This window comes from Ruegeria spongiae (genome assembly GCF_023502395.1).
GTDB classification, from domain to species: domain Bacteria; phylum Pseudomonadota; class Alphaproteobacteria; order Rhodobacterales; family Rhodobacteraceae; genus Ruegeria_C; species Ruegeria_C spongiae.
On the sequence record NZ_JAMFMB010000014.1, the window covers coordinates 26,723 to 48,141 of the forward strand.

Sequence of the window (21,419 nt, forward strand, 5' to 3'; positions counted from 1 at the left end):
AGCGATCCAGCAGCGGAGACAGGACATGCGCCCCACCGAGCAGTTGAAACAGAGCGTGGCCGGGGATTGGCAGGCCGCCACAACCCACGCCTTTTGCCGCGAGCTGTCCGACGGCACGCTGCCGCTGGACAAGATGCGCTGGTATCTGCAGCAGGATTATCAGTTCGTGGACGGCTTCGTGCGCCTGCTGGCCAGCGCCATCGCCCATGCCCCCAGCCTGGCTGATTCCGTACCGGCAGCGCAGTTTCTGGCGATCATCACCGGCCCCGAGAACACCTATTTCCTGCGCAGCCTGGACGCACTGGGCGTCGACCCCACCGATGATCTGGCCCCGGTCACCCACGAGTTCCAGAACCTGATGGCCGAGGCCGCCGCCTCGGGGCGGTATGAGAACATGCTGGCGGTTCTGATCGTCGCGGAGTGGATCTATCTGGACTGGGCGACGCCGGTGAACCCGCCCGCCGCTGACCTGCCCTTCTGGTTCGCAGAATGGATTACCCTGCATGCGGGCGATGGGTTCGAGGCGGTCGTGGCCTATCTGCGCGATCAACTGGATCAGGTCTGGCCCGGCCTGTCACCCGAAGCGCAGGCTGAAGTCACCCGGCTTTTCACCCGCGCCGTCGCGCTGGAGCGCGCTTTTTTTGACAGCGCCTATGCGGCTTAGCCCGGCGCAGGTATGGAGGATCGCAACATCCGGGCGCCAGGCGGTCCTGACACCCGATAGGCGTAAATAAGAACGACCTGCGCGGCAAAGCCGACGCAGGTCAGGTCTTTACTTCGATTGCCGGTTAGGACTGTGCCGCCGCACCGGTTCGCGGCGCGGCAAGACCATGGACCTCGTCCCCCTAAGACTTACCGGCCACAAGACAGTAACCGCAAATACGCCCTGGAAAAAGAGCGCATAGGTTGAGCATCAGGGTTTGGTCGCAATTTGATGACATCTGGGCAACAATCTATCCTGAGTTGACCTTATTGTTCCTGGCAACACCATAAATGGCCCCGATTCGCCTTACAAGTGCAGGGATCACAAAGCTGAGAGCCCTGTCACGGCATACCTGAATTTTCCTGCGCGCTCTGCCATCTCAGGGGTTTGCATCCCCAGGACATACGCTTATATTCACTCTGTTCCCTCGGGAACTATGGACATAAACGCGCTCGTAATAAACGGATCGGACCCGGGGGCTTATAGCTACCCGGAGAAAGTTACCCAAAACGGCCTGCTGATCGCTTTTCCCCCGAAAAGCCAAAAATGCTTTTGGTCCTTCCTACGTTCTTGACACGTATTTACTACCCACTTACCATTTACCTAACATTGAGGGGGCGGTTAGGGTTTGAGTGGCGGATTCAGGTTTCATCTTATTAGAAACATACCTTCTCGCCAGTTGGCGGGAAGGCCAACTCCGGCGATTCTAATTCCTCCGGAGGACGGGCTAGTGCTGGCAGATGCATGGCGCTTCCTTACAGAATATCCCTATGAGGACAAAAGCTCCTCTTGGAAAAGTGCTGCGGCTCGAACCATCGGCAAATTCTTCGACTACTATAAGGCGCAGCAATATCTGGCGCCTACGGATCCAACCCAAGCTAATCGGCTGATCAATGGGTACTTAACTTCGCTTCGCTACGGAACGATCCAGCAGGATGGTTCTGACCCTTTTGGCCTGTATTGGAAACCAGTGTCGAAGCAAGTGTATAGCCAGTCACGGACATATTTGAAAAGCTTTGTCGAAAAGCTTGAAGATTTCCACTCTGATAGCGCTCTTAGGGCGACATCTTTCTACAACGCGGCAAGGCAGGCACGAAAAACTGAACAGCGACAAAGCCGGTCGCTGCTTTATCACACTGCGGCGCCCACCCAGAAAAATCAGGGAACTCGGCCGAATTCTTCACTCGTCCTACGAAAATCACAGCGTGCAGTTGAGTTTCCCGAGGATAAGCTCAATGAGCTGATCTGGACTGGTTGCAAAAGAAAAAGGTCAGTACCGGAGTTCTATGACCAAAACGGTCGGAGAACACTGGCCAGTCAGTACAACATCAATCTCATGATGGCGATTGCACTGATGGCGGGCGCGGGCCTCAGAAAGTCAGAGTTGTTTCACCTCTTTGTGGAGGATGTCTGGCCGACTAAGAAGACGGTTTACCTATACCACCCTGAGGATGGCGTTCACAAAAAGCACTCAGGCCCCAATCTGACGCGGCAGGAATACCTCATGAAGGAATTCGGCCGTGTTTCACGCCGCAAGATGCGAGGAAACCAAAAAGTAGGATGGAAGAACCTGCTGATTACCGACGCTTCTAACGAAAGGAGCGAGTGCCACTTTCTTCCAAAGTGGGAGGATCTGTTTTTTAGATTGTTCAACGAATATAGAAGCTTGGTTCTACCAGACGATCTCGACCACCCGTATCTGTTCATATCACTTGACCGCGACAATTACGGGCAGCCATGGACGCCGGCAGCCCTGTCAAAGCAATTCACCGAATCTGTAAAGACCATAGGCTTAGAGCCTAGAATGGACTTTGGGACAAATCCCCATGGCTGCCGCCACTACTACGGCCAGAGCCTCATGGACATGAAGTTATCACCCGTAATCATTCAGCAGTGCATGCACCATATGAGCATCACGTCTCAACTGGTCTACACGCGGCCCACCCCCCTAAAGATCAATGACGCGTTGCGGCAAGCCCATACCGCGATGATGTCCAAGACTAATCCGGAAAGGACCGATCAGGAAGTCGGCATGGAAGGCAAACTGCTGATGGCCCAGTATAAAAGTGATCCATCTGGTGTGTTCACTGAACAAAATCTAGGGTTTGGGAAGGATCACCTTAATGACTGAGCAGTACAAGTACTCGACCCTGAAGGTGGAAGTCTTCGACGGAGTGAGGGTGAACACATCCGAAACCCAAGTTTGGGTGAAGGAAGATCTCGGTCGCTGGAGGTCGCTATTCCTTAAATGGAGCAAGGAAGGTGAAAATGAGAGAGCCGAAACGGCACTTTACAATGCTAACCTCAGAGCAGGAAAAGAAAATAAACAAGTCAATTCATCAGCTAAAACCCGACAACATGATCTTTACACGGGCTGGAAGTGGGAGAGTATCGCTGAACTCTGCGAGCTATTGTCAATCAAGGAGGTTCAAGCGTTTTTCGAAGCAATTGTGGAAGAACAGGCCAATTCCAAAACCAAGGCAGCGTTGTATAGATCAAACCAATCTATTCGGAAATTTTTGGATGAGGCGTTAGGCAAAACACTGGTGTTGCTTCCTATGACACGCCGCGGTCAGCTCAAATGGCATCCATACAATCCAACAATTAGGCGGGACACTCAACTTGCGGATAGCGTCGACCAAGCGTTCTCTGGCTGGACTGATGGGAGGCTTAATTCTGTAGCAGCGTCTTTTTTCAACTACACAGATATGAAGCAAGCCTCTCAACTGACCGAAGAGTTCTGCAAATCATACTATCACACCCCTTTCGTAAAGGCCTTACCGACAAATAGAACGTCTTTGTACAACAAAACGTTAGAGGCGATTGCCAGCGTTGCTAGGGAGCAAGACCCCAACTACTTTGCTCCAGCACTTACCCGAGACGCCTATGTTGTGAAAAGGAAGCTTACTGATACTGATTTTTGGTGGCTGACAGACGCATCCAAAGGCGGCGCTCCGGAGTGGGCGACTTGGCAGGAAATGGCAACGCAATGGCTTGCTAATGTTTCTGACAAAAAACTCGATGGAAAGGTCAACGCCATCACTCATTTTGTCAGTTTTCTCCGCGAAAACTCAAAGGAGATACTGAACCCCCGCTTGGTGCATCGGCAGGATATTGCGGAAGTTAATTACTCAGAAGAGCCAAACTTTATTAGTTGGCTGGAGGACAACGTAGCGCAAGAGCCCTCGTACAAAACGACGACCGCCCTGCATCAGTTCTTTGCCCACGTAGAAAAGGAATACAGATACGAAGAGCCAGACGCTGCCTTTCTGAACCCAGTGCATGAATCCGACTCGCAACGTTTCTTTTCGAGCTCCACAAATCGTGGGAAGAGCAACAAAAATCCCCTCCCCTCAGAAATCATCCAAATGGCAATCGAGGTCATCACAGAGGATGATTTTGCCTTTCCGAAATCATTCAAAAATCAGCACATCAGAAGCATATATACAGGCCGCGGCGAACGAGAAGATGTCTGGTGCCCCGTCGTTGCAACTGCACTTCTGACGCTTTTGACCCTTCCTATTCGAACACTCCAGGCCTGCTTACTGGATTCTGGGGAGGCCGACGAGTTCCTCGTTGATACTGACGGAGAACTTGTGAAAAACAGGCATCCGCTTGCTCAAAAGGGTCGCGAAGTTGGTTGTCTTCGAACATTCCCTGGCCGTCTGGGTTCCGATAGCTTTGTCGGGTTCTTTATCAACACCAACAAAACAGCTGTGAAACAGTCTGGAGAGCTAGAAACTGGGTATGAAATCCCATGGTGTGAAGAGCGATTGATTAAGCAACTTCATCGACTGCGGGATTGGCAGATCAATAATAATCCTGTTCCCGCAATGCTTGCTCGATCTGAGCTCAAAGACAAAAGTCAGAGGGTTAACTCAACCCTTCCTAACCAGCCCAAGTACACCTTCTTGTTCCGTGATGCGACAAGTGCGACGAACAAACTTCTGCCTATAACCAGCGCAAAAATAACAGCATTTTGGGGGCATGTTTGTCTGGAAGTTCAAAACCGCCTCGAAAAGCTAGGTCAGTCGGTGCAATTGGTTCGTTGGACAGGGAAGAAGGGTCGCAGAGCAGAACCCCACCCTCTGTATACACTGCACAGCCTGAGAGTCTCCGGAATCACAAACTTTATTGAGCATGGCGTTCCAATTCATGTGATCTCGGAGTTTGTTTCCGGCCATGCCCAGCTTATCATGACGCTGTACTACACTAAGCTGAATCCAGGCGCTATTCGCGACAAGTTAGACTTAGCCTATGAAAATATGAGATCTGTTTCCGAAGAAGACTTCTTCGATAAACTCGAAGAAATGTCAGACCGCTTTCTCGAAAACCAGTCTGAGGGATCGCCAGGAAAGAGAACTCTGCTTGAGTCAGAGCCGGGTTTCTGGAGCTTTGATATTGATGGGGTGTGCCCGGTTGGTCGTTCCAATTGTAGTTCGGGCCGTTTGAATGGGCATTCTGAGAATGGAAAGCCGGTCTTCGGAGCTATTGTTCCTGATGGTTTTAACTGCTCTCAATGTAGGTTTTGGCTGACCGGGCCAGATTTTTTGGTTGGGCAGGCGACCATGTTCAACAACCTTTTATATGTCATTCGAGAGCGATCTGCTGAACGCGAAAAAATTCTCGAGAAGGTTGATGAGCAGCGCAACTCAGGAAATACCCGAAAAGCCAAAATACTTGGTGAGCAGTTAAAGAAGATTGAGGATGAGCTGACCGACAAGGTCACATCTCTCGGAACGCGCCTTGAAAGGTTTTACGCATCCAAGCAGCTCAAAAGTGATAACAAAAACAGAGCTAGTTCCGAGCAATCTTCTCACGCAATGCTGACTTCAATGAGTGCAGACGAGCTACAGATTGTACTTGAAGAAACCAAGTCTTGGGAGCTGGTAGAGTTCGCGGCACAGTCCTTCGAGTTCTTTCCGCACATTCCAGTTTCTTCAGCTCGCTTCAGGAAGCAGTTGCTTTTGGAGCAAATGGCTCAGCGGAACGGGTTGAAGCCCCTCTTCCTACATCTCTCAGACGACGAGGCCCAGACAGCAGCTAACAAGCTCACCGACCTTTTGACCAAATCTGTCGGACGAGAAGCTCTAAACAGCCTGATGTCTGGTGAGCAATCTCTCCTCGAATTAGGACTGATTGGTGATTTTGAAATAGCAGTCGGTGACGCGATCCCTACGCCATCACTACTGACTAGAACCATAAGTCTATTGGAGGTCGCTAGCGGTGACTAAGAGTACAGCGCAGATGAAGCAGGAAAGCGTTGATCGTTTCAACGCGTGGATCGCAGAACGAAAAGCAAAGGAAGACTGGTCTGAATACATCCGAAGAGGCCAGCTGAATCGAAGCGAGATCTCAACGGAATGTGGGTTTGCCAGGTCGGCCTTCTCAACCAACGATCTTTTAAAATCTGCCTTAGCTAAAGCGGAGAAGAAATTGATCGCGGAGGACATTCTTGCGCCAGTATCTGCTTCAACTGGATCCAGCGATCAACAAGAGAAACGAGCGCCTGTTGGCCCAGACCCCAGAGATCAGGAAATCAAGCGACTGAGAGAACGTGTGTCCACGCTTGCCGCTGAGAACGCTGAACTCAAAGCGCAACTGAAGTCTCGAAACACAATTCTCGATGAAATAATTCCAAGGGGTCGCCGAGTGAACCTTGGAGAACAGCCATGAAGCCAGGTTATGAGCTTTGGTTTCGGAGCCGCGCCACCCTCGCAGCAAGTGACTTATCTGGCGCCGGGGGAGTGTCAACTGGGTTGGCGCGGCCCGCAGCGACGAAGGAGCGAGGACACGGCCCAGTTGATGCGAGAACGGGGTCTGATACGTCTAAATGCGAGAGTGTGGATGCGGATACGGAAACAAAGCGTGGCTTTGGGTTTGGAGGGTCGTCATCTGAGCAAATCAGAAACCTGAACTACGCTACCTTCCTCCGTGAAGATCCTGACTTTGTCGGAATAGGTAGCGCTCGCGCTGGAAAACTGGTCAAAGCATTTGGATTGGATCTTCACGCTGCGATCATCAGCAAAGACAAACGCCTCAATGGTTTATTACCGCTTGAAGTCGCCGCGGTCCTTTGCTCAATTTATCCGCAGAAGCTCGAACAAGCCAGTCTAGCACTCTACCTAGACGAAATCGGAATTAGTAGGTGGGTTGGTCGAATAATTGTTCGTGCCTGGGGATCCCGCGGCGTTGAGGCTCTTAGGGAAAACCCATACCTTCTGGTCTCCTGGCTTAGCTGGCCAAAAGTTGACGAACTCGGCTTGGCAATGGGTGTCAAAGGTAATGACACGAGGAGGCTCACAGCGGCTGTAGAAGCCGTGTTGTACACTCGGCTAGAGCGTGGGCACACTTGGACACCGGAGAACACCCTGAAGGCGCGTTTGAGGACTCTTCTTCGCTCTGATGAGTTAATAGAAGAGGCGCTAGACGCATCGGTCGAACACATGGGGGCAATCCTGATTGCGGGAGGATACCAGCCAATCGGTGCTGGCGTCATGGAAAGAGTGCTCGCTAGACGCGCTCTCAGGCTCTCTCAGGCGCAGGGAGACCTTTTTAGGGCCGAGGTTGGGTCTAACGTTGTTGACGGCATTCTCAAGCCAATAGAGCGGGCACAGGGGTTCCCCTTCACATCCCCGCAACGAAGAGCAATCGAAACCGCAATCAATCACCCATTTTGCCAGTTGGGTGGCTATGCCGGCAGTGGCAAGACAAGCGTCTTGAAAGGTGTATGCAATGTGGCCGTAGCGAATGGCCGAACGGTTCACCTGATGGCATTAGCAGGCAGGGCGGCAAAGAGGATTACAGAGGCCACAGGGTTCCCAGCCTCCACCATCTATAAGTTCATCAAAGACCATCAGGGAACCGAACTGAATTCTTCGCATATGATCGTTATCGATGAGGCCAGTATGGTTGATCTGTCCGACATGTATCGTGTTATCCGGGCTTCGGGCGATGCACAGATAGTCCTTACGGGAGACCCCGCACAATTACCACCTATCGGTTTTGGCACCCCCTTCAATGACTTAATGCGAGACGATGAGATCCGCTCGGTCACCCTTGATCGTGTTCACAGACAGTCAGCAAGTTCAGGCATTCCAACTATTGCGGAGGGCGTGCGGGACGGCATCACCCCAAACCTTCTTGGTTTTACTGGTACAGGCGAAGGTGTTACCTTCTTTGATGCAGCACCAGAAGACGCCCCGGAAATCATCAAGAATATCGGGCGTCAATTTGTTCAGGCTGGAACTGAGCGGGACGATATTCAGATCATCTGTCCGGTCAAAAAGCATGCAGGCGGTGTTATCGAGCTCAACAACTATTTCTCAGATCTGAAGCCGGGTCGCCCAACCATGTTGAACAGGCCGGATATCAGGGTCGGAGATCCTATAGTTTACCTCAAAACAGATCTCGAAAGAGGTCTTCGTAATGGCTCTCTTGGCCGCCTACTAGAACCTGAGTTGGCGGAGTTTGATGGTGAAGAGGTTGATCTGACCTGGTCGGATGCTGACAATATCGACCTCGCCTACTGCCTAACGGTCCACAAATCTCAAGGTTCTCAATGGCGCCGTGTCATCGTGCCTATCTTCAATCTTAGCAAAAGTAAATTCGTTGATAGATCAATGATTTACACCGCAATAACTCGTGCAACTGAGCAGGTTGTTCTGATTGGCGATTTCGAGGTGCTAAGGGTTGCCATTGAGGGTCAAACAGCTGCTAACCGCCGGCAAACAGCAATGGACTATCACATCGGAAGGTGTCTCGATGACTGACAAATTAAACGCTGAAACAGCCGAGTACAGGACCGCACTTGCTTACTACACGACCATAAAAGAAGAGACTACTGACCCAAGAAGTCTCAGATGCTTAGAGAATGTCTGGACGGTTGGTAACAAAATGCTGGAGCACGGCGACACAATCACAACTTCTGGATTAGCTCGTCGATGCTTAGACCAATTTGGAGAACCAAGCGCACAGACAATCTACAACAATAGTTCAGGGCTAAAGCTGCTCGTCAAAAAATTGAAAGCAGCTCACACGGCGTCACCGGGAAAGCGGAAAAAGACATCAGGTAATTCAACAGCCGACCAGGCAATGAATACTGTCCTCGACGCTGTCACCAGCCCCAAGCACCGCTCCACGATCCGCGATATTTTTCTAGAAAACCAACAGCTTAAATCAGACATTCGTATCCTTGATGCCTTCCTGAAGGAATTCAAAGCCGCCGATTTTGCAGCGAGTAAGTCCCAAGTCACGAGTGCACAGATTGCAGATCAGGCGAAGCTTGGACTTACACAGGAGGAAAGAGCGTCCATCCGAGAGTTTCTTGAAACTACACTCTACAACGAAGGCTACGACCTTCGGGATGGGGAAATTTTCAAGGGCCGCCGCCCACTTCAGGCAACTGGTTTCGTTGCCGCGATCATGAATGTGCTCGAAGACTGATATGGCACTTGAAATTGGCAGTGTATACAGCCTATATCTGTAGCGTCCCTCGGGACTATGGACATAAAGGCGCTTGTAATAAGCGGGCCGGACGGGGGTGCGATTCCCCCCAGCTCCACCAAAAACCCTTTCATTTGAAGGGCATTGAGGGGCTGAATTAGGGTCGACGGACGTCTAAAGAAGTTAGCTTTGTCTCGGCTGTCTGCCACCGTTATCGGCGAAAACAGTACAATTGCAAATGACAATCGTGCTCCGGTTGCAGTTGCTGCGTAAGCAGTAGCAAGACCGAAACTTAAGCCCTTGCGCCTAGCCGCGTAAGGCGGGGTTCGTAGGCACCTGGCAACAGAAGCCTGCACTTTCAGCCACCTATCACACCGTACGTTGAAGACTGTTTGTCTGACCCCGGTGGACTTGTATTTAGGCAGGCCCAAAATATCTCGCTCGAATGGTATAGCCAAAGAAGGAGCTATTGTTTAGCGTCGAGCTTAACGAGCAACCGGGCAGATTCGCGCGAGACCTTCAGCACATTTTGATGCGAAAATCACTTTGCTGAATAACATCTTAACGGACACTCCCCATTAAGATGTAACATGAACAACAATGACCGAAGCCCAAAAACAGCGCCTTGAAAGCCAGCTCTGGAAGATCGCGAACGAGCTTCGCGGGAAGATGGATGCGGACGAGTTCCGTGACTACATCCTTGGTTTCATCTTCTACAAGTACCTCTCCGAGAAACAGCTCCTGTTTGCGAACAAGCTCCTCGAGACCGAAGACGTCAAAAACTATCAAGATGTAACCTACGAGGAAGACCTCGAGGCGATCAAAGAGGAATCCCTTGAGAAGCTAGGGTATTTTCTTCACCCTGGAGAGCTGTTCACCGCGATCACAGCGAAAGGGAACATTAAAATTGATGAGGAGGATGAGGAGGAAGTTGGGAACTTTATCCTCGATGATCTTCAGGAAATTCTCAACGCCATTGAGCAAAGCACGATGGGTAACGAGAGCGAAGACGACTTCAACAAGCTCTTCGAAGACATCGACCTTGCCAGCACTAAACTTGGTCGCAGCCCTTCAGCTCGGAACAAACTGATTGCCAAGGTTCTTGCTCACCTGGAAAAAATTGACTTCCAACTTGGACAGGTGGACGCAGACGTTCTCGGGGACGCTTATGAATACCTTATCGGACAGTTTGCGTCCGGAGCTGGGAAAAAAGCCGGCGAGTTCTATACCCCACAACAAGTTTCTCGTGTCTTGGCAAAGATCGTTACCTTGGGGAAAAGCCGTATCAAGAACGCATACGACCCGGCATGTGGGTCGGGCTCCTTGCTTCTCAGGATCGCCAAGGAAGCCGAGGTTGGAGAATTTGCAGGGCAAGAACTCAACCGCACCACCTACAACCTCGCACGTATGAACATGATCCTGCACGGTGTGCATTTTTCTCAATTCGACATCCGCCAAGAGGACACACTTGAAGAGCCCATGCATCTCGAAGAGCGATTCGAAGCAGTGGTTGCCAACCCACCCTTTTCAGCCAAATGGAAAAGCGGAGATAATCCTCTTCACGAAACGGACGACCGCTTCAGTCAGTACGGGCGTTTAGCCCCCAGCTCGAAAGCCGACTTTGCTTTTGTTCAACATATGATCCACCAGCTCGCAGACAATGGCACGGCAGCGGTCGTTCTTCCCCACGGTGCTCTCTATCGTGGAGCCGCTGAAGGTATCATCCGCGAGTACATCATTAAAGAACAAAACTACCTTGATGCAGTCATCGGACTCCCATCAAACCTTTTCTATGGAACATCCATTCCCGCATGCATCTTGGTTCTGAAGAAGTGCAGAATACACGACGAAGACATATTGTTCATCGACGCAAGTGCAGAATTTGACAAGCGTGGGAACCAAAATTTCCTGACAGACAGGCTCGTCGAAAATATTGTTCAGGCCTACGAGAAGCGTGAAACTTCTGAGAAATATGCTTATGTTGCACCTCTCTCAGAAGTCGCAGAGAACGGCTATAATCTAAATATTTCTAGATACGTATATCCGTTCGAAGAAGAAAGAATCATCGACGTTTCTGATGTAACTCGCGAGCTTCGACGGTCATCGTCCGAGCTTGAGACGGTTAATCGATCTCTTGAAGAACATTCCAGCGAATTGGAAATTGACCCTCCGAGCGGTGTCAATGTTCCACTTCTCGAGGCTTACAAGAAGGCTTGCATGCAAGGGATATTCTCCCAGGAGATCCGTTTCAAAACGGGTGCCGGTGCCCCCTACCCCGATTGGAAACCTGTGTTATTTGGTAGCCTTTTTACGTGGGTGAGAACAAATAGCCTTCCCCGCGAAAAGTTGAGTGCCGATCCAGAGGGAGAGGTTCAAAACATTCACTATGGCGATATCCACACAAAGTTCCGAGCGAATTTTAAGCAAGGCGACGAGGAAGTTCCTTTTATCATCGGATCAAGCACTGAGGACTTTCGGCCCGAGGATTTCTGTCTAAAAGGCGATGTGGTCATAGCAGACGCATCAGAAGACCACGCCGACATAGGAAAGGCGATTGAGATAATAGAACCTGACGAGACTCCTTTGGTCGCAGGCCTGCACACCTATATTGCGCGGCCGAATACCACAGAGTTAGTTGTAGGTTTTCCGGGCTATCTGCTTCGCAGTGCTGAAGCCAGGCGACAAATTATGCGTGTCGCGCAAGGCATTTCTGTTCTAGGTATTTCTAAGGGAAACCTTGAGAAAATTTCCCTGCTGCTCCCGCATGTTGACGAACAAAAGCGGATTGCTGAATTCCTCAGTTGTATTGACACAAAAATCGATTTGGTCAGCAAAAATCTCTGACAAGAATAGTAGTTGCACCCTACCCTATGGATAAATTGAAACATGAAATCCACCGGATCAAGCGTCACCGGCTGGAATATTACCACAGTCACCTCGACCTTGTGGAAGGCTATATCGACGAGAAGCCTGATATCTCGATTGAGACCTGTAAGGCTCTCATAGAAGGCATTTCCAAACTTTCCCTGCACCTCCTCAACCAAGAACCATTGAACGGTTTGGTAAAGCAGGACAGGAACGGCGGGAACAAATCCGAGCCGTTTCAAACCGTCTTCAAGCGAGCACTTCAAGAGCTCCAGAAGGGGCGCGGGTTTTCCGATGCAGCCCTGTGCAACCGCTTCGGCACAGCAATCCAGTATATCGGTGAGCTGCGAAACGATCACGGTGATATCGGACATGGCCGCGCTTCGCTCAAAGAACAGGTAAACGACGCGGATTTTGCCGAACTAATAATCGGGATCACCGACAATATTTGCACCTACATGCTGCGGCGGCTGGATACACTTGCTGAGCCTGTTCTCGAATACGAGGACAATCCTGAATTCAATGAGTACCTTGACGACCAGCACGCCCTTCCTGGCAAGGTGCGCTACAGCCATGCGCTCTTCAACCAAGAGTTTGAGACCTATGAGATTTTACTGAGTGACTACAATTTAGAACTTAATCCGGATGACGAATGACACCTCAATCAGAACAACAGCTAGAAGACGCATTAATCGCTCAGCTTGAAATCTTGGGCTGGGACAAGGTGACCATTGCCGGCGAGCAGGACTTGTTGGAGAACCTGAAGCGTCAGCTGGAGAAGCACAACAGAGTGTTGCTTTCTGATCTTGAGTTTCGGCAGATACTCAACAAACTTTCACGCGGAAACATCTACGAGAAAGCAAAAACCCTTCGCGATATGGTGGACTATACCCGCGACGATGGAACCACCGGTCACATCCAGCTCATCAACCAAATCCAATGGTGCAAAAACCAGTACCAGGTAACGCATCAAGTCACGATGACCGGCAAGTATACGAACCGCTATGATGTAACTTTGCTAGTTAACGGTCTGCCCCTCGTACAGATCGAGCTCAAGCGCCGAGGCCTCGAGATGAAAGAGGCTTTCAATCAAACCAACCGCTACCATCGGCACAGCTTCTCAGCTGGATACCGACTCTTTGATTTCATCCAGCTTTTTGTCATCAGTAATGGGGTCAATACGAAGTACTACGCCAACAACCCGGTGCACCGGCGCGATTTCAAGCAAACCTTTTTCTGGGCCGGAGAAGACAACAAAAAGATCGCGCAGCTCAGCGAGTTTGCTGAGGCCTTCTTAGAGAAATGCCAACTCTCGAAGTTGATCACGAAATACATCGTGCTCCATGAAAGCGATCAGCTGCTTATGGCGCTACGCCCCTACCAATTCTACGCTGTTGAAGCGATTGTTGAGCGCGTCGTGAACACGACCAAGAACGGCTACATCTGGCACACAACCGGATCCGGGAAGACACTCACATCCTTCAAGGCCGCGCAAATTCTGACGCAAAGCAAACACGTGCATAAAGTGGTATTCGTTGTTGACCGCAAGGATTTGGACTTTCAAACGATCAAGGAGTTCAACAGCTTCCAAGAAGGTAGCGTTGACGCGACGAACAACACTAGGAAGCTGGTGGATCAGTTTGCCGACGACACCCCGCTCATTGTGACGACCCTTCAGAAGCTCAACACTGCTATCAGTAAAGAGCGTCACCTCAAAGTTATGGAAGGTCTCAAAGACAAGCGCATGGTGTTCATCTTTGATGAATGTCACCGCAGCCAGTTCGGAGAGACCCACAAGCGGATCACAGACTATTTTGATAACGTTCAAATGTTCGGTTTCACCGGGACGCCGATCTTCGACAAGAATGCATCCAAAAATGTGTTTGGAAAGCGCACTACAAAAACCCTCTTTGGCGACAAACTGCATAGTTACGTGATCACTGACGCGATCAGAGATGAAAATGTTCTGAAGTTTTCAGTCGAGTATATTCGAACGGTGAAACGGAAGAATGAAGTCGAAGACATCGAGGTAGAAGCCATCGACACGGCTGAGGTCATGGAGGCTCCTGCCCGCTTGGAAAAAATCACCGACTACATCATCGCAAACCACGAACGAAAAACGCACGGCCGTGAGTTCACTGCCATAATGTGTGTCTCAAACGTGAAAAGCCTCATCGCCTACTACGATCTTTTCAAGGCGAAGAAGGAAGATGGAGAGCACAACCTCAAGATTGCGACGATCTTTTCCTACCAAACAAACGAAGAAGACGCCGACGCTGACGGGCTTGGTGATGCGGACGACTTGCCCGATGAGAGCCGTCCAATAAATAAGCACAGTCGGGAGAAGCTGGACGAGTACATAGCGGACTACAACGCGATGTATGGCACCAACTACTCTACCAAAGACAGCAAGCTCTTCTACAACTACTACAAGGATGTCGGAAAACGCGTGAAAGCGCGTCAGGTTGATATTCTGCTTGTTGTGAACATGTTCCTTACCGGATTCGATAGTAAACCGCTCAACACGATCTACGTCGATAAGAACCTCAAGTATCATGGGCTGTTGCAGGCCTATTCCCGCACCAACCGAACCATGGGCGCAAAGAAGTCCCAAGGGAACGTGGTTGTCTTTCGGAACCTGAAACCGGCGACCGACAAAGCTATTGAGCTCTTCGCTAATAAGGACGCGCAGGAAGAAATTATACTCGCACCATACGAGGATTATGTGAAGAAATTTGAGGAGGCAGTGGCAAAACTCTTTGCTATCACTCCGACCGTCGAAAGCGTTGACGACCTTCTCACTGAAGAAGACGAAGCGGCGTTCGTGCAGACCTTCCGTGAAGTGATCCGGGTGAAGAATGTGCTGGATTGTTTCACGCAATTCGACTTCTCCATCCTATCCTTGGACGAACAGACCTTCGCAGATTTCCGGAGCAAATATCTCGACCTCTACGACAAAGTCCGTGGTGAAAAAGAGAAAGAGAAGGTCTCGATCCTTGACGACCTTGACTTCGAGGTCGAACTCATCAGCCGTGACAAGATCAACGTAAGTTACATCATCAATCTGCTTCGCGACATGCAGAACAAGAATCCTGCGGATCAGGCGAGGGCTCGCAAGAGCATCATGGATGTGCTCGACACCGAGGCGCAGCTCCGAAGCAAAAAAGAGCTCATTGAACGCTTTATCTCGCAGCACTTCCCTGACCTCCCGGCCGGCGCCGATGTTGGCGAGGAGTTTGATAGCTACTGGCAGGCCAGGAAGCAGGAAGCCATCACAAGCCTCAGTGAAGACGAGGGTTTGAAGAAAGAAGGCCTTGAAAAGGTCATTGGAATCTACCTTTTCACCGAAAAAACACCGATGCGCGACGATGTCATCGGGATCATGGAGAAGCGCCCTTCCCTACGCGAACGCCGCGGCGTTGCAGATCGGGTGATAGAGAAAATCAAGGCCTTCGTTGGGACTTTTATCGACGGAGTGGACTAAGCACCCAGTGTTGCAAATAGATTTACCTAAAGCCATTGCGGTAAACTACTCGCCCGATTTGCGGTAAAAATACGAGATTTTACCGTATCCATTTACTATATTTTTAACGGCAATCAATCAATCAGTAAACATTTTGGGAGTCATAAGGGGGCGGTACCCGGCGACTCCACCAAACATCCTTCATTTGAGGATCATGGGGTCGAAACAGGATCGACGGACGTCTAAAGGGGTTAGCTTTGTCTCGGCGGGGTGCCACCGTATCGGCCCGAACAGTACAATTGCAAATGACAATCGTGCTCCGGTTGCCGTTGCTGCGTAAGCAGTAACCAAACCGAAACTTAAGCCCTTGCGCCTAGCCGCGTAAGGCGGGGTTCGCAGGTACCTGGCAACAGAAACCTGCATTTCCTCATACATATTGACCCCCGTGCGCACAAATTGCGCTCCGATTCAGATTTTGTTCACCACTTGGTTTCACAGTGACAGCGCGCTGGAGGTGAAGATGACAAAATCAGATATCTTGAAACAATGGTATGATCAGGTCTGGGTGCAGGGCGATCTGGATGCGATCGAGCGGTTCTTCGACCCCGGAACCGCGGCCGAGGGGATCATTCCCGAGATGCAGGTGGGGGCCGACGATTTCCGCGATCTGGTCACCGCGTTCCGCTTCCATGTCGGAGAGATTCGCGTGGACATGCCCAAGACCATCGAAAACGGCGACTGGGTGGCGGCGATCCTGCATGTAAATACCTCGCGGGCCGACAATGGTGCCCCGATCGAAGTGACCGGTCAGGTGATGGCCCGGTTCAAGGATGACAAGGTGGTCGAAGCCTATAACCAGTTCGACTTCGTCTCTTTCTTCGAACAATTGGGACAGTTCCCCCCCGATACGCTGCCGGTCTGCATGACCGGACAGCAACTCGACTGGGCCTGAGGACGGGGCAGCAGCGGTCGGATCGCTTGACAAGGACGGCCGGATTACCCTTTGCTATGCGCAGGGGGCAGGCGAGCGCCCCGTGAGGCGTCAGCTCAAGTTTCGCATGTTTCCAGAACCGCAAGGATTCATGCCATGGCTGCACCCAATGAGATCACAGTCCCGCAACTGCTGCGCCTGATCGGCACACCGCAAGCGCCGGTGATCGTGGATATTTGTATCGACCCGGATTTCGAGGCCGATCCGTTCCTGATCCCCGGCGCGATCCGCCACGATCACAGCGACATCGAGGGGTTGAAGCGCCGCCTGAACGGGCGCCCTTGCGTCATCGTTTGCCAGAAGGGTCTGAAGCTGAGCCAGGGGCTTGCGGCCTGGCTGCGCAATGACGGCCTGGCCACTGAATACCTCAAGGGGGGCATGTTCGCCTGGCGCGATCACGATGACGCGCCGCGTCTGCCTGCCGGGAAACTCCCGCTGCCGGTGGAGGGTAGCACCCTCTGGGTGACCCGTCATCGCCCCAAGATCGACCGCATTGCCTGCCCTTGGCTTATCCGCCGCTTCGTCGACGCACAGGCGCGGTTCCTGTTCGTGGCCCCCGCCGAGGTCGCCGGCGTTGCCGAGCGCTATGACGCGACGCCGTTTGACGTCGGGGGCGCGTTCTGGGGCCATCGCGGTCCCAACTGCACCTTCGACACCATGCTGGACGAATTTCAGCTGCGCACCGAGGCGCTGGACCGTCTCGCAACCGTGGTGCGCGGGGCCGACACCAACCAACACAACCTCGCACCCGAGGCGGCCGGGCTGCTGGCCCTGTCGGTGGGCCTGTCGCGCCAGTACCGCGACGATCACCAGCAGCTTGAGGCAGGCATGGCGCTTTATGACGCGCTTTATCGCTGGGCGCGCGATGGTCATGGCGAAGGCCACGAACACGCTGCGGATCGCCGGTCATGACACCACCCTCAATTGCCGAGATGGCCCGTGTCTTTGGCTGGATCGGGCTGCTCTCATTTGGTGGCCCGGCAGCACAGATCGCGCTGATGGAGCGCGAGTTGGTCGAAGAGCGCCCCTGGCTGGAAGAACGCAGCTTTCTGCGCGCGCTCTCGCTCTGCATGCTGTTGCCGGGGCCCGAAGCGATGCAGCTTGCCACCTATTGCGGCTGGCGGTTGCGCGGCGTGCCGGGCGGGCTGCTGGCCGGGCTGCTTTTCGTGCTGCCGGGGGCAGCTATCATTGCCTGTCTTGTCGGACTTTATGCGGCTTATGGCGATCTGCCGCTGGTGCAGTCGGTCTTTCTGGGGGTCAAAGCGGCGGTGGTGGTGATCGTGCTGCAGGCGCTGCGCAACCTGGCGCGAAGGGCGCTGTCAGGCAAAACGGATTACATTATCGCCGGGCTTGGATTCGTGGCGCTCTTTGCACTCAACCTGCCCTTCCCGCTGATCATCGCCACTGCCGCCTGCTGGGGGCTGCTGACCGCCAGAGCCGACCCCCTGCCCGAGCCGCCGCACAGGCCAAGGGCGCGCCCGCTTCGGACCGTTCTGACGTGGTCGGCGATCTGGTTGTTGCCGCTGATTGCCCTCAGCCTTGGTGGGCAGACCCTGCTGGCCGAGATCGGCTGGTTCTTCGCGAAGCTTGCGGTGGTCACCTTTGGCGGGGCCTATGCCGTGCTGGCCTATATGACCCAGGCCGTGGTGCAGGAACATAACTGGATCACCACCGCGCAGATGATCGACGCGCTGGGTCTGGCCGAGACCACGCCCGGCCCGCTGATCTTGGTCACCCAGTTCGTGGCCATGCTGACCGGCCAGATCCAGGGCGGTGCCGGGCTGGCGCTGGTGGCCGGGCTGGTTGCGCTCTGGGCCACATTCGCGCCGTGTTTCCTGTGGATTTTTCTGGCCGCCCCCTATCTGGACCGGATCGCCGCACAGCCCCGGCTGGCGGCGGCGTTGCGCGCCATCAGCGCGGCGGTGGTCGGTGTGATCCTGAACCTGTCGATCTGGTTTGCGCTGCACGTGCTTTTTGGAACCGTCACGCAGCAAGGGTCGGGCGTTCTCCGCCTGCCCCTGCCCGATCCGACCAGTTTCAACCCGCGCGCGGCGGCGATGATCTGCACGGCGATGGTCGTGATGTGGGCGCTGAAACAGGGATTGGGACGCACGTTGGCGATGCTCGCGCTGGCCGGGGCTGCAAGCCACTTTGTTTGACGCGTTAATGGACCGCCTGCCCTTTTGTTTCCCTCCGAATCCCGTATGTTGGGCGTAACACCATTCGGGAATGAAACATGTCGCAATCCATTGACTATGGAAACCTGATGCACACCGCCATGCGCGGCCTCATCAAATCGGTGCTGCAGGACGTGGCAGAGCGCGGCCTGCCCGGCGCGCACCACTTTTTCATCACTTTCGACACCACCCATCCCGACGCGCAGCTGGCCGACTGGCTGAGCGACCGCTACCCCGGTGAAATGACCGTGGTCATGCAGCATTGGTACGAAAACCTGCTGGTGGGCGATGACGGGTTTGGCGTGACACTGAATTTCGGCGACTCGCCCGAGCCGCTTTATATCCCCTATGACGCCATCAAGACCTTTGTCGATCCCTCGGTGGAGTTTGGCCTGCGCTTCGAATCGCCCTCTGATGAGGATGACGAAGAACCGGATGGAGAAATCACGATCGCCCCCGACGCAGTCGAAGACCTGGAAGAGAGCGAGGCAAAGCCGGACGCCGAGATTGTCTCGCTGGACAGTTTCCGCAAGTGACGGCGCGGCGCGCTATCTCTTTTCCAGCATGGTGTTGATCGATCGCTCGGGCACCCCGTCGCGCACCCGTGAAAAGTTCAGGTCCAGCCCGTCCTTGGTCAGCGTCCGGTCGAATTGCTGCATTTCATAGCCGCCCTCGTCATCAATGAACAGCGAATAGACCGTCAGCGTATCGCCCCAGATGCGGCCCCAGACAAAGGGCTCGCCTTTCATCGGGTCAAGCTGCACCTCATGACCGAACACATTGCGTTTCATGGCGGCGGAAAAGACGTCGCTGCGATCGGTCGGGATGAAATCGATGGAAAAGGCCTGCTCCTTGACCCGGCCATCATGTTTGAAGGCAACGGTTGTCCAGCTCACGTTGAACCCGTTCCGGGTTTCCGAGATCGACACGCTCATGTCGCGGCTCTCAAGCGTGCCATCGGAGCGAAGCATTTCGGCCGATCCGGTGTAATCGCCCACGAAGTCGGCAACGTCCGCCGCAGCGGCGGCGCGCGCCAGCAGGGTCAGTGCGACAAGCATCGACAGTGCCAGAGAAATCGTTCGGGAAATGGCAGGTGCACGCATGACGGTCCTCCGGTCGGTCGCCGGATCATCTTAGCGGTCTGCGCGTCAGCGGCAATCGAAAGCCGCGTGAAATTGGCTTAATCCGCGCCCGAACCCACCTGTACCTCGGTCAGGCTTGCACCTATGGTGCGCGCGACTGACCCGTTGTTTTTGGCCCCCGGGCCGGGTACACGGCATGCAACGGCATACAAGACGGAGTGACGAGATGTCCCAAACGCGCACCGAAACCGACAGTTTTGGCCCGCTGGAGGTTCCTGCAGACAAGTACTGGGGCGCGCAGACGCAGCGGTCGATCATGAATTTCCCCATCGGCTGGGAAAAGCAGCCCGTGGCCATCGTGCGGGCGCTTGGCGTGATCAAACAAGCCTGCGCCATGGCCAACAAGGCCAGCGGCAAGCTGGACGCGACACGCGGTGATGCCATCATTCAGGCCGCCGGAGAGGTGATCGAGGGCAAGTTCGACGACAACTTCCCCCTCGTGGTCTGGCAGACCGGGTCGGGCACACAATCGAACATGAACTCCAACGAGGTGATCGCCAACCGCGCCATCGAAATCCTTGGCGGCGTGATCGGCTCGAAAGACCCGGTGCACCCGAACGATCACTGCAACATGGGGCAAAGCTCGAACGACACTTTCCCCACAGCGATGCATATCGCCACCGCGATGAGCGTGCGCGACGTGCTGCTGCCTGGGTTGAAGAAGCTCGCCGAAGGCCTTAAAAAGAAATCGGAAGAATTCCGCGATATCATCAAGATCGGCCGCACCCATACGCAGGATGCGACCCCCCTGACCCTGGGTCAGGAGTTTGGTGGTTATGCCCATCAGATTCGTATGGGTATCGCGCGGGTCGAAGCGGCCATGCCCGGCATCTATGAGCTGGCGCAGGGCGGCACCGCCGTGGGCACCGGGCTCAACACCAAGGTCGGCTGGAGCGAGACGGTCGCAGCCAACATGGCCGAGATCACCGGCCTGCCCTTTGTCACCGCCCCCAACAAGTTCGAGGCGCTGGCCGCCCATGACGCCATGGTCTTCCTGTCGGGCGCGTTGGCGACCATCGCCGGGTCCTGCTACAAGATCGCCAACGACATCCGCTTCCTGGGCTCGGGCCCGCGTTCGGGTCTGGGCGAACTGATCCTGCCGGAAAACGAGCCCGGTTCGTCGATCATGCCCGGCAAGGTCAACCCGACCCAGGCCGAGGCGCTGACCCAGGTGGCCGCCCATGTAATGGGCAATGACGCGGCCATCAAATTCGCGGGCAGTCAGGGACATTTCGAACTGAACGTCTACAACCCGATGATGTCCTACAATCTGTTGCAATCCATCCAGCTTCTGGGCGACGCGACCGACAGCTTCACCGAACGGATGCTCAATGGCATCCAGGCCAACGAGCCGCGCATCGACAAGCTGATGAAGGAAAGCCTGATGCTGGTCACCGCGCTGGCCCCCACGATCGGCTATGACAACGCCACCAAAGTGGCCAAGACCGCGCATAAGAACGGCACCACCCTCAAGGAAGAGGCGATCGCGCTTGGCTTTGTTGATGAAGCCACCTTTGACGCGGTTGTCCGCCCCGAGCACATGATCGGTCCCGAGGCGTAAGCTGACATGCAGAAGGGCCCGGCCACACCGGGCCTTTCCGCGCAGGCGCAGGGCACGCGACGGATTGTTAAA

At 53.6% G+C, this 21,419-nt stretch carries 15 protein-coding genes and 2 other RNA genes; 16 read left to right on the forward strand and 1 reads right to left on the reverse strand.

What is annotated here, in order from left to right; all coding sequences use genetic code 11:
- Positions 1-25 precede the first annotated feature (25 nt).
- The 15 genes from M3P21_RS12080 (at position 26) to M3P21_RS12150 (ending at position 19,180) form a co-directional block, all read left to right on the forward strand.
- Entirely contained in the window at positions 26-664 is a 639-nt protein-coding gene (locus M3P21_RS12080; RefSeq protein WP_249710272.1) for a TenA family protein, read from the forward strand.
- Between the two features lie 769 nt (positions 665-1,433).
- Positions 1,434-2,834 (forward strand): tyrosine-type recombinase/integrase, encoded by a 1,401-nt coding sequence (locus M3P21_RS12085; protein WP_249710273.1) that lies wholly within the window; start codon positions 1,434-1,436, stop codon positions 2,832-2,834.
- Positions 2,827-5,937 (forward strand): VPA1269 family protein, encoded by a 3,111-nt coding sequence (locus tag M3P21_RS12090; protein WP_249710274.1) that lies wholly within the window; start codon positions 2,827-2,829, stop codon positions 5,935-5,937. Before M3P21_RS12085 ends, M3P21_RS12090 begins: the two co-directional genes overlap by 8 nt.
- A gap of 13 nt (positions 5,938-5,950) precedes the next feature.
- Positions 5,951-6,379, forward strand: coding sequence for a VPA1267 family protein (locus tag M3P21_RS12095; protein ID WP_249710275.1), 429 nt, complete (start codon positions 5,951-5,953; stop codon positions 6,377-6,379).
- Between the two features lie 167 nt (positions 6,380-6,546).
- Positions 6,547-8,475, forward strand: a complete 1,929-nt coding sequence (locus M3P21_RS12100; RefSeq protein ID WP_249710276.1) for an AAA family ATPase — start codon at positions 6,547-6,549, stop codon at positions 8,473-8,475.
- Positions 8,468-9,148 carry a gamma-mobile-trio protein GmtX gene (gene gmtX, locus M3P21_RS12105; protein WP_249710277.1) on the forward strand — a complete coding sequence of 227 codons (681 nt, stop codon included), beginning with the start codon at positions 8,468-8,470 and terminating at the stop codon, positions 9,146-9,148. The genes M3P21_RS12100 and gmtX overlap by 8 nt, the downstream gene beginning before the upstream one ends.
- Before the next feature lie 4 nt (positions 9,149-9,152).
- Positions 9,153-9,505: a transfer-messenger RNA gene (gene ssrA, locus M3P21_RS12110) on the forward strand.
- Between the two features lie 243 nt (positions 9,506-9,748).
- Positions 9,749-11,992 (forward strand): type I restriction-modification system subunit M, encoded by a 2,244-nt coding sequence (locus tag M3P21_RS12115; RefSeq protein WP_249710278.1) that lies wholly within the window; start codon positions 9,749-9,751, stop codon positions 11,990-11,992.
- 26 nt (positions 11,993-12,018) lie between these two features.
- On the forward strand, positions 12,019-12,669 hold the full coding sequence (locus M3P21_RS12120; protein ID WP_249710279.1) for an abortive infection family protein: 651 nt from the start codon (positions 12,019-12,021) through the stop codon (positions 12,667-12,669).
- On the forward strand, positions 12,666-15,497 hold the full coding sequence (locus M3P21_RS12125) for a type I restriction endonuclease subunit R (RefSeq protein WP_249710280.1): 2,832 nt from the start codon (positions 12,666-12,668) through the stop codon (positions 15,495-15,497). The genes M3P21_RS12120 and M3P21_RS12125 overlap by 4 nt, the downstream gene beginning before the upstream one ends.
- A 60-nt stretch (positions 15,498-15,557) precedes the next feature.
- Positions 15,558-15,900: a transfer-messenger RNA gene (ssrA, locus tag M3P21_RS12130) on the forward strand.
- A 96-nt stretch (positions 15,901-15,996) separates the two neighbouring features.
- A complete protein-coding gene (locus tag M3P21_RS12135) occupies positions 15,997-16,428 on the forward strand; it encodes an ester cyclase (protein ID WP_249710281.1) in 432 nt (143 codons plus the stop codon).
- 135 nt (positions 16,429-16,563) lie between these two features.
- Positions 16,564-17,379 carry a chromate resistance protein ChrB domain-containing protein gene (locus M3P21_RS12140; RefSeq protein WP_249710282.1) on the forward strand — a complete coding sequence of 272 codons (816 nt, stop codon included), beginning with the start codon at positions 16,564-16,566 and terminating at the stop codon, positions 17,377-17,379.
- On the forward strand, positions 17,376-18,626 hold the full coding sequence (chrA, locus tag M3P21_RS12145) for a chromate efflux transporter (protein WP_249710283.1): 1,251 nt from the start codon (positions 17,376-17,378) through the stop codon (positions 18,624-18,626). The genes M3P21_RS12140 and chrA overlap by 4 nt, the downstream gene beginning before the upstream one ends.
- A 77-nt stretch (positions 18,627-18,703) precedes the next feature.
- Positions 18,704-19,180 carry an SspB family protein gene (locus M3P21_RS12150; RefSeq protein WP_249710285.1) on the forward strand — a complete coding sequence of 159 codons (477 nt, stop codon included), beginning with the start codon at positions 18,704-18,706 and terminating at the stop codon, positions 19,178-19,180.
- 12 nt (positions 19,181-19,192) lie between these two features.
- On the opposite strand, the gene M3P21_RS12155 is transcribed toward M3P21_RS12150, so the two are convergent.
- Positions 19,193-19,747 carry a hypothetical protein gene (locus tag M3P21_RS12155; protein WP_249710286.1) on the reverse strand — a complete coding sequence of 185 codons (555 nt, stop codon included), beginning with the start codon at positions 19,745-19,747 and terminating at the stop codon, positions 19,193-19,195.
- Positions 19,748-19,952: 205 nt separating this feature from the next.
- Here M3P21_RS12155 and fumC point away from each other — a divergent pair, with 205 nt between their 5' ends.
- A complete protein-coding gene (fumC, locus tag M3P21_RS12160) occupies positions 19,953-21,347 on the forward strand; it encodes a class II fumarate hydratase (RefSeq protein WP_249710287.1) in 1,395 nt (464 codons plus the stop codon).
- Positions 21,348-21,419 lie beyond the last annotated feature (72 nt).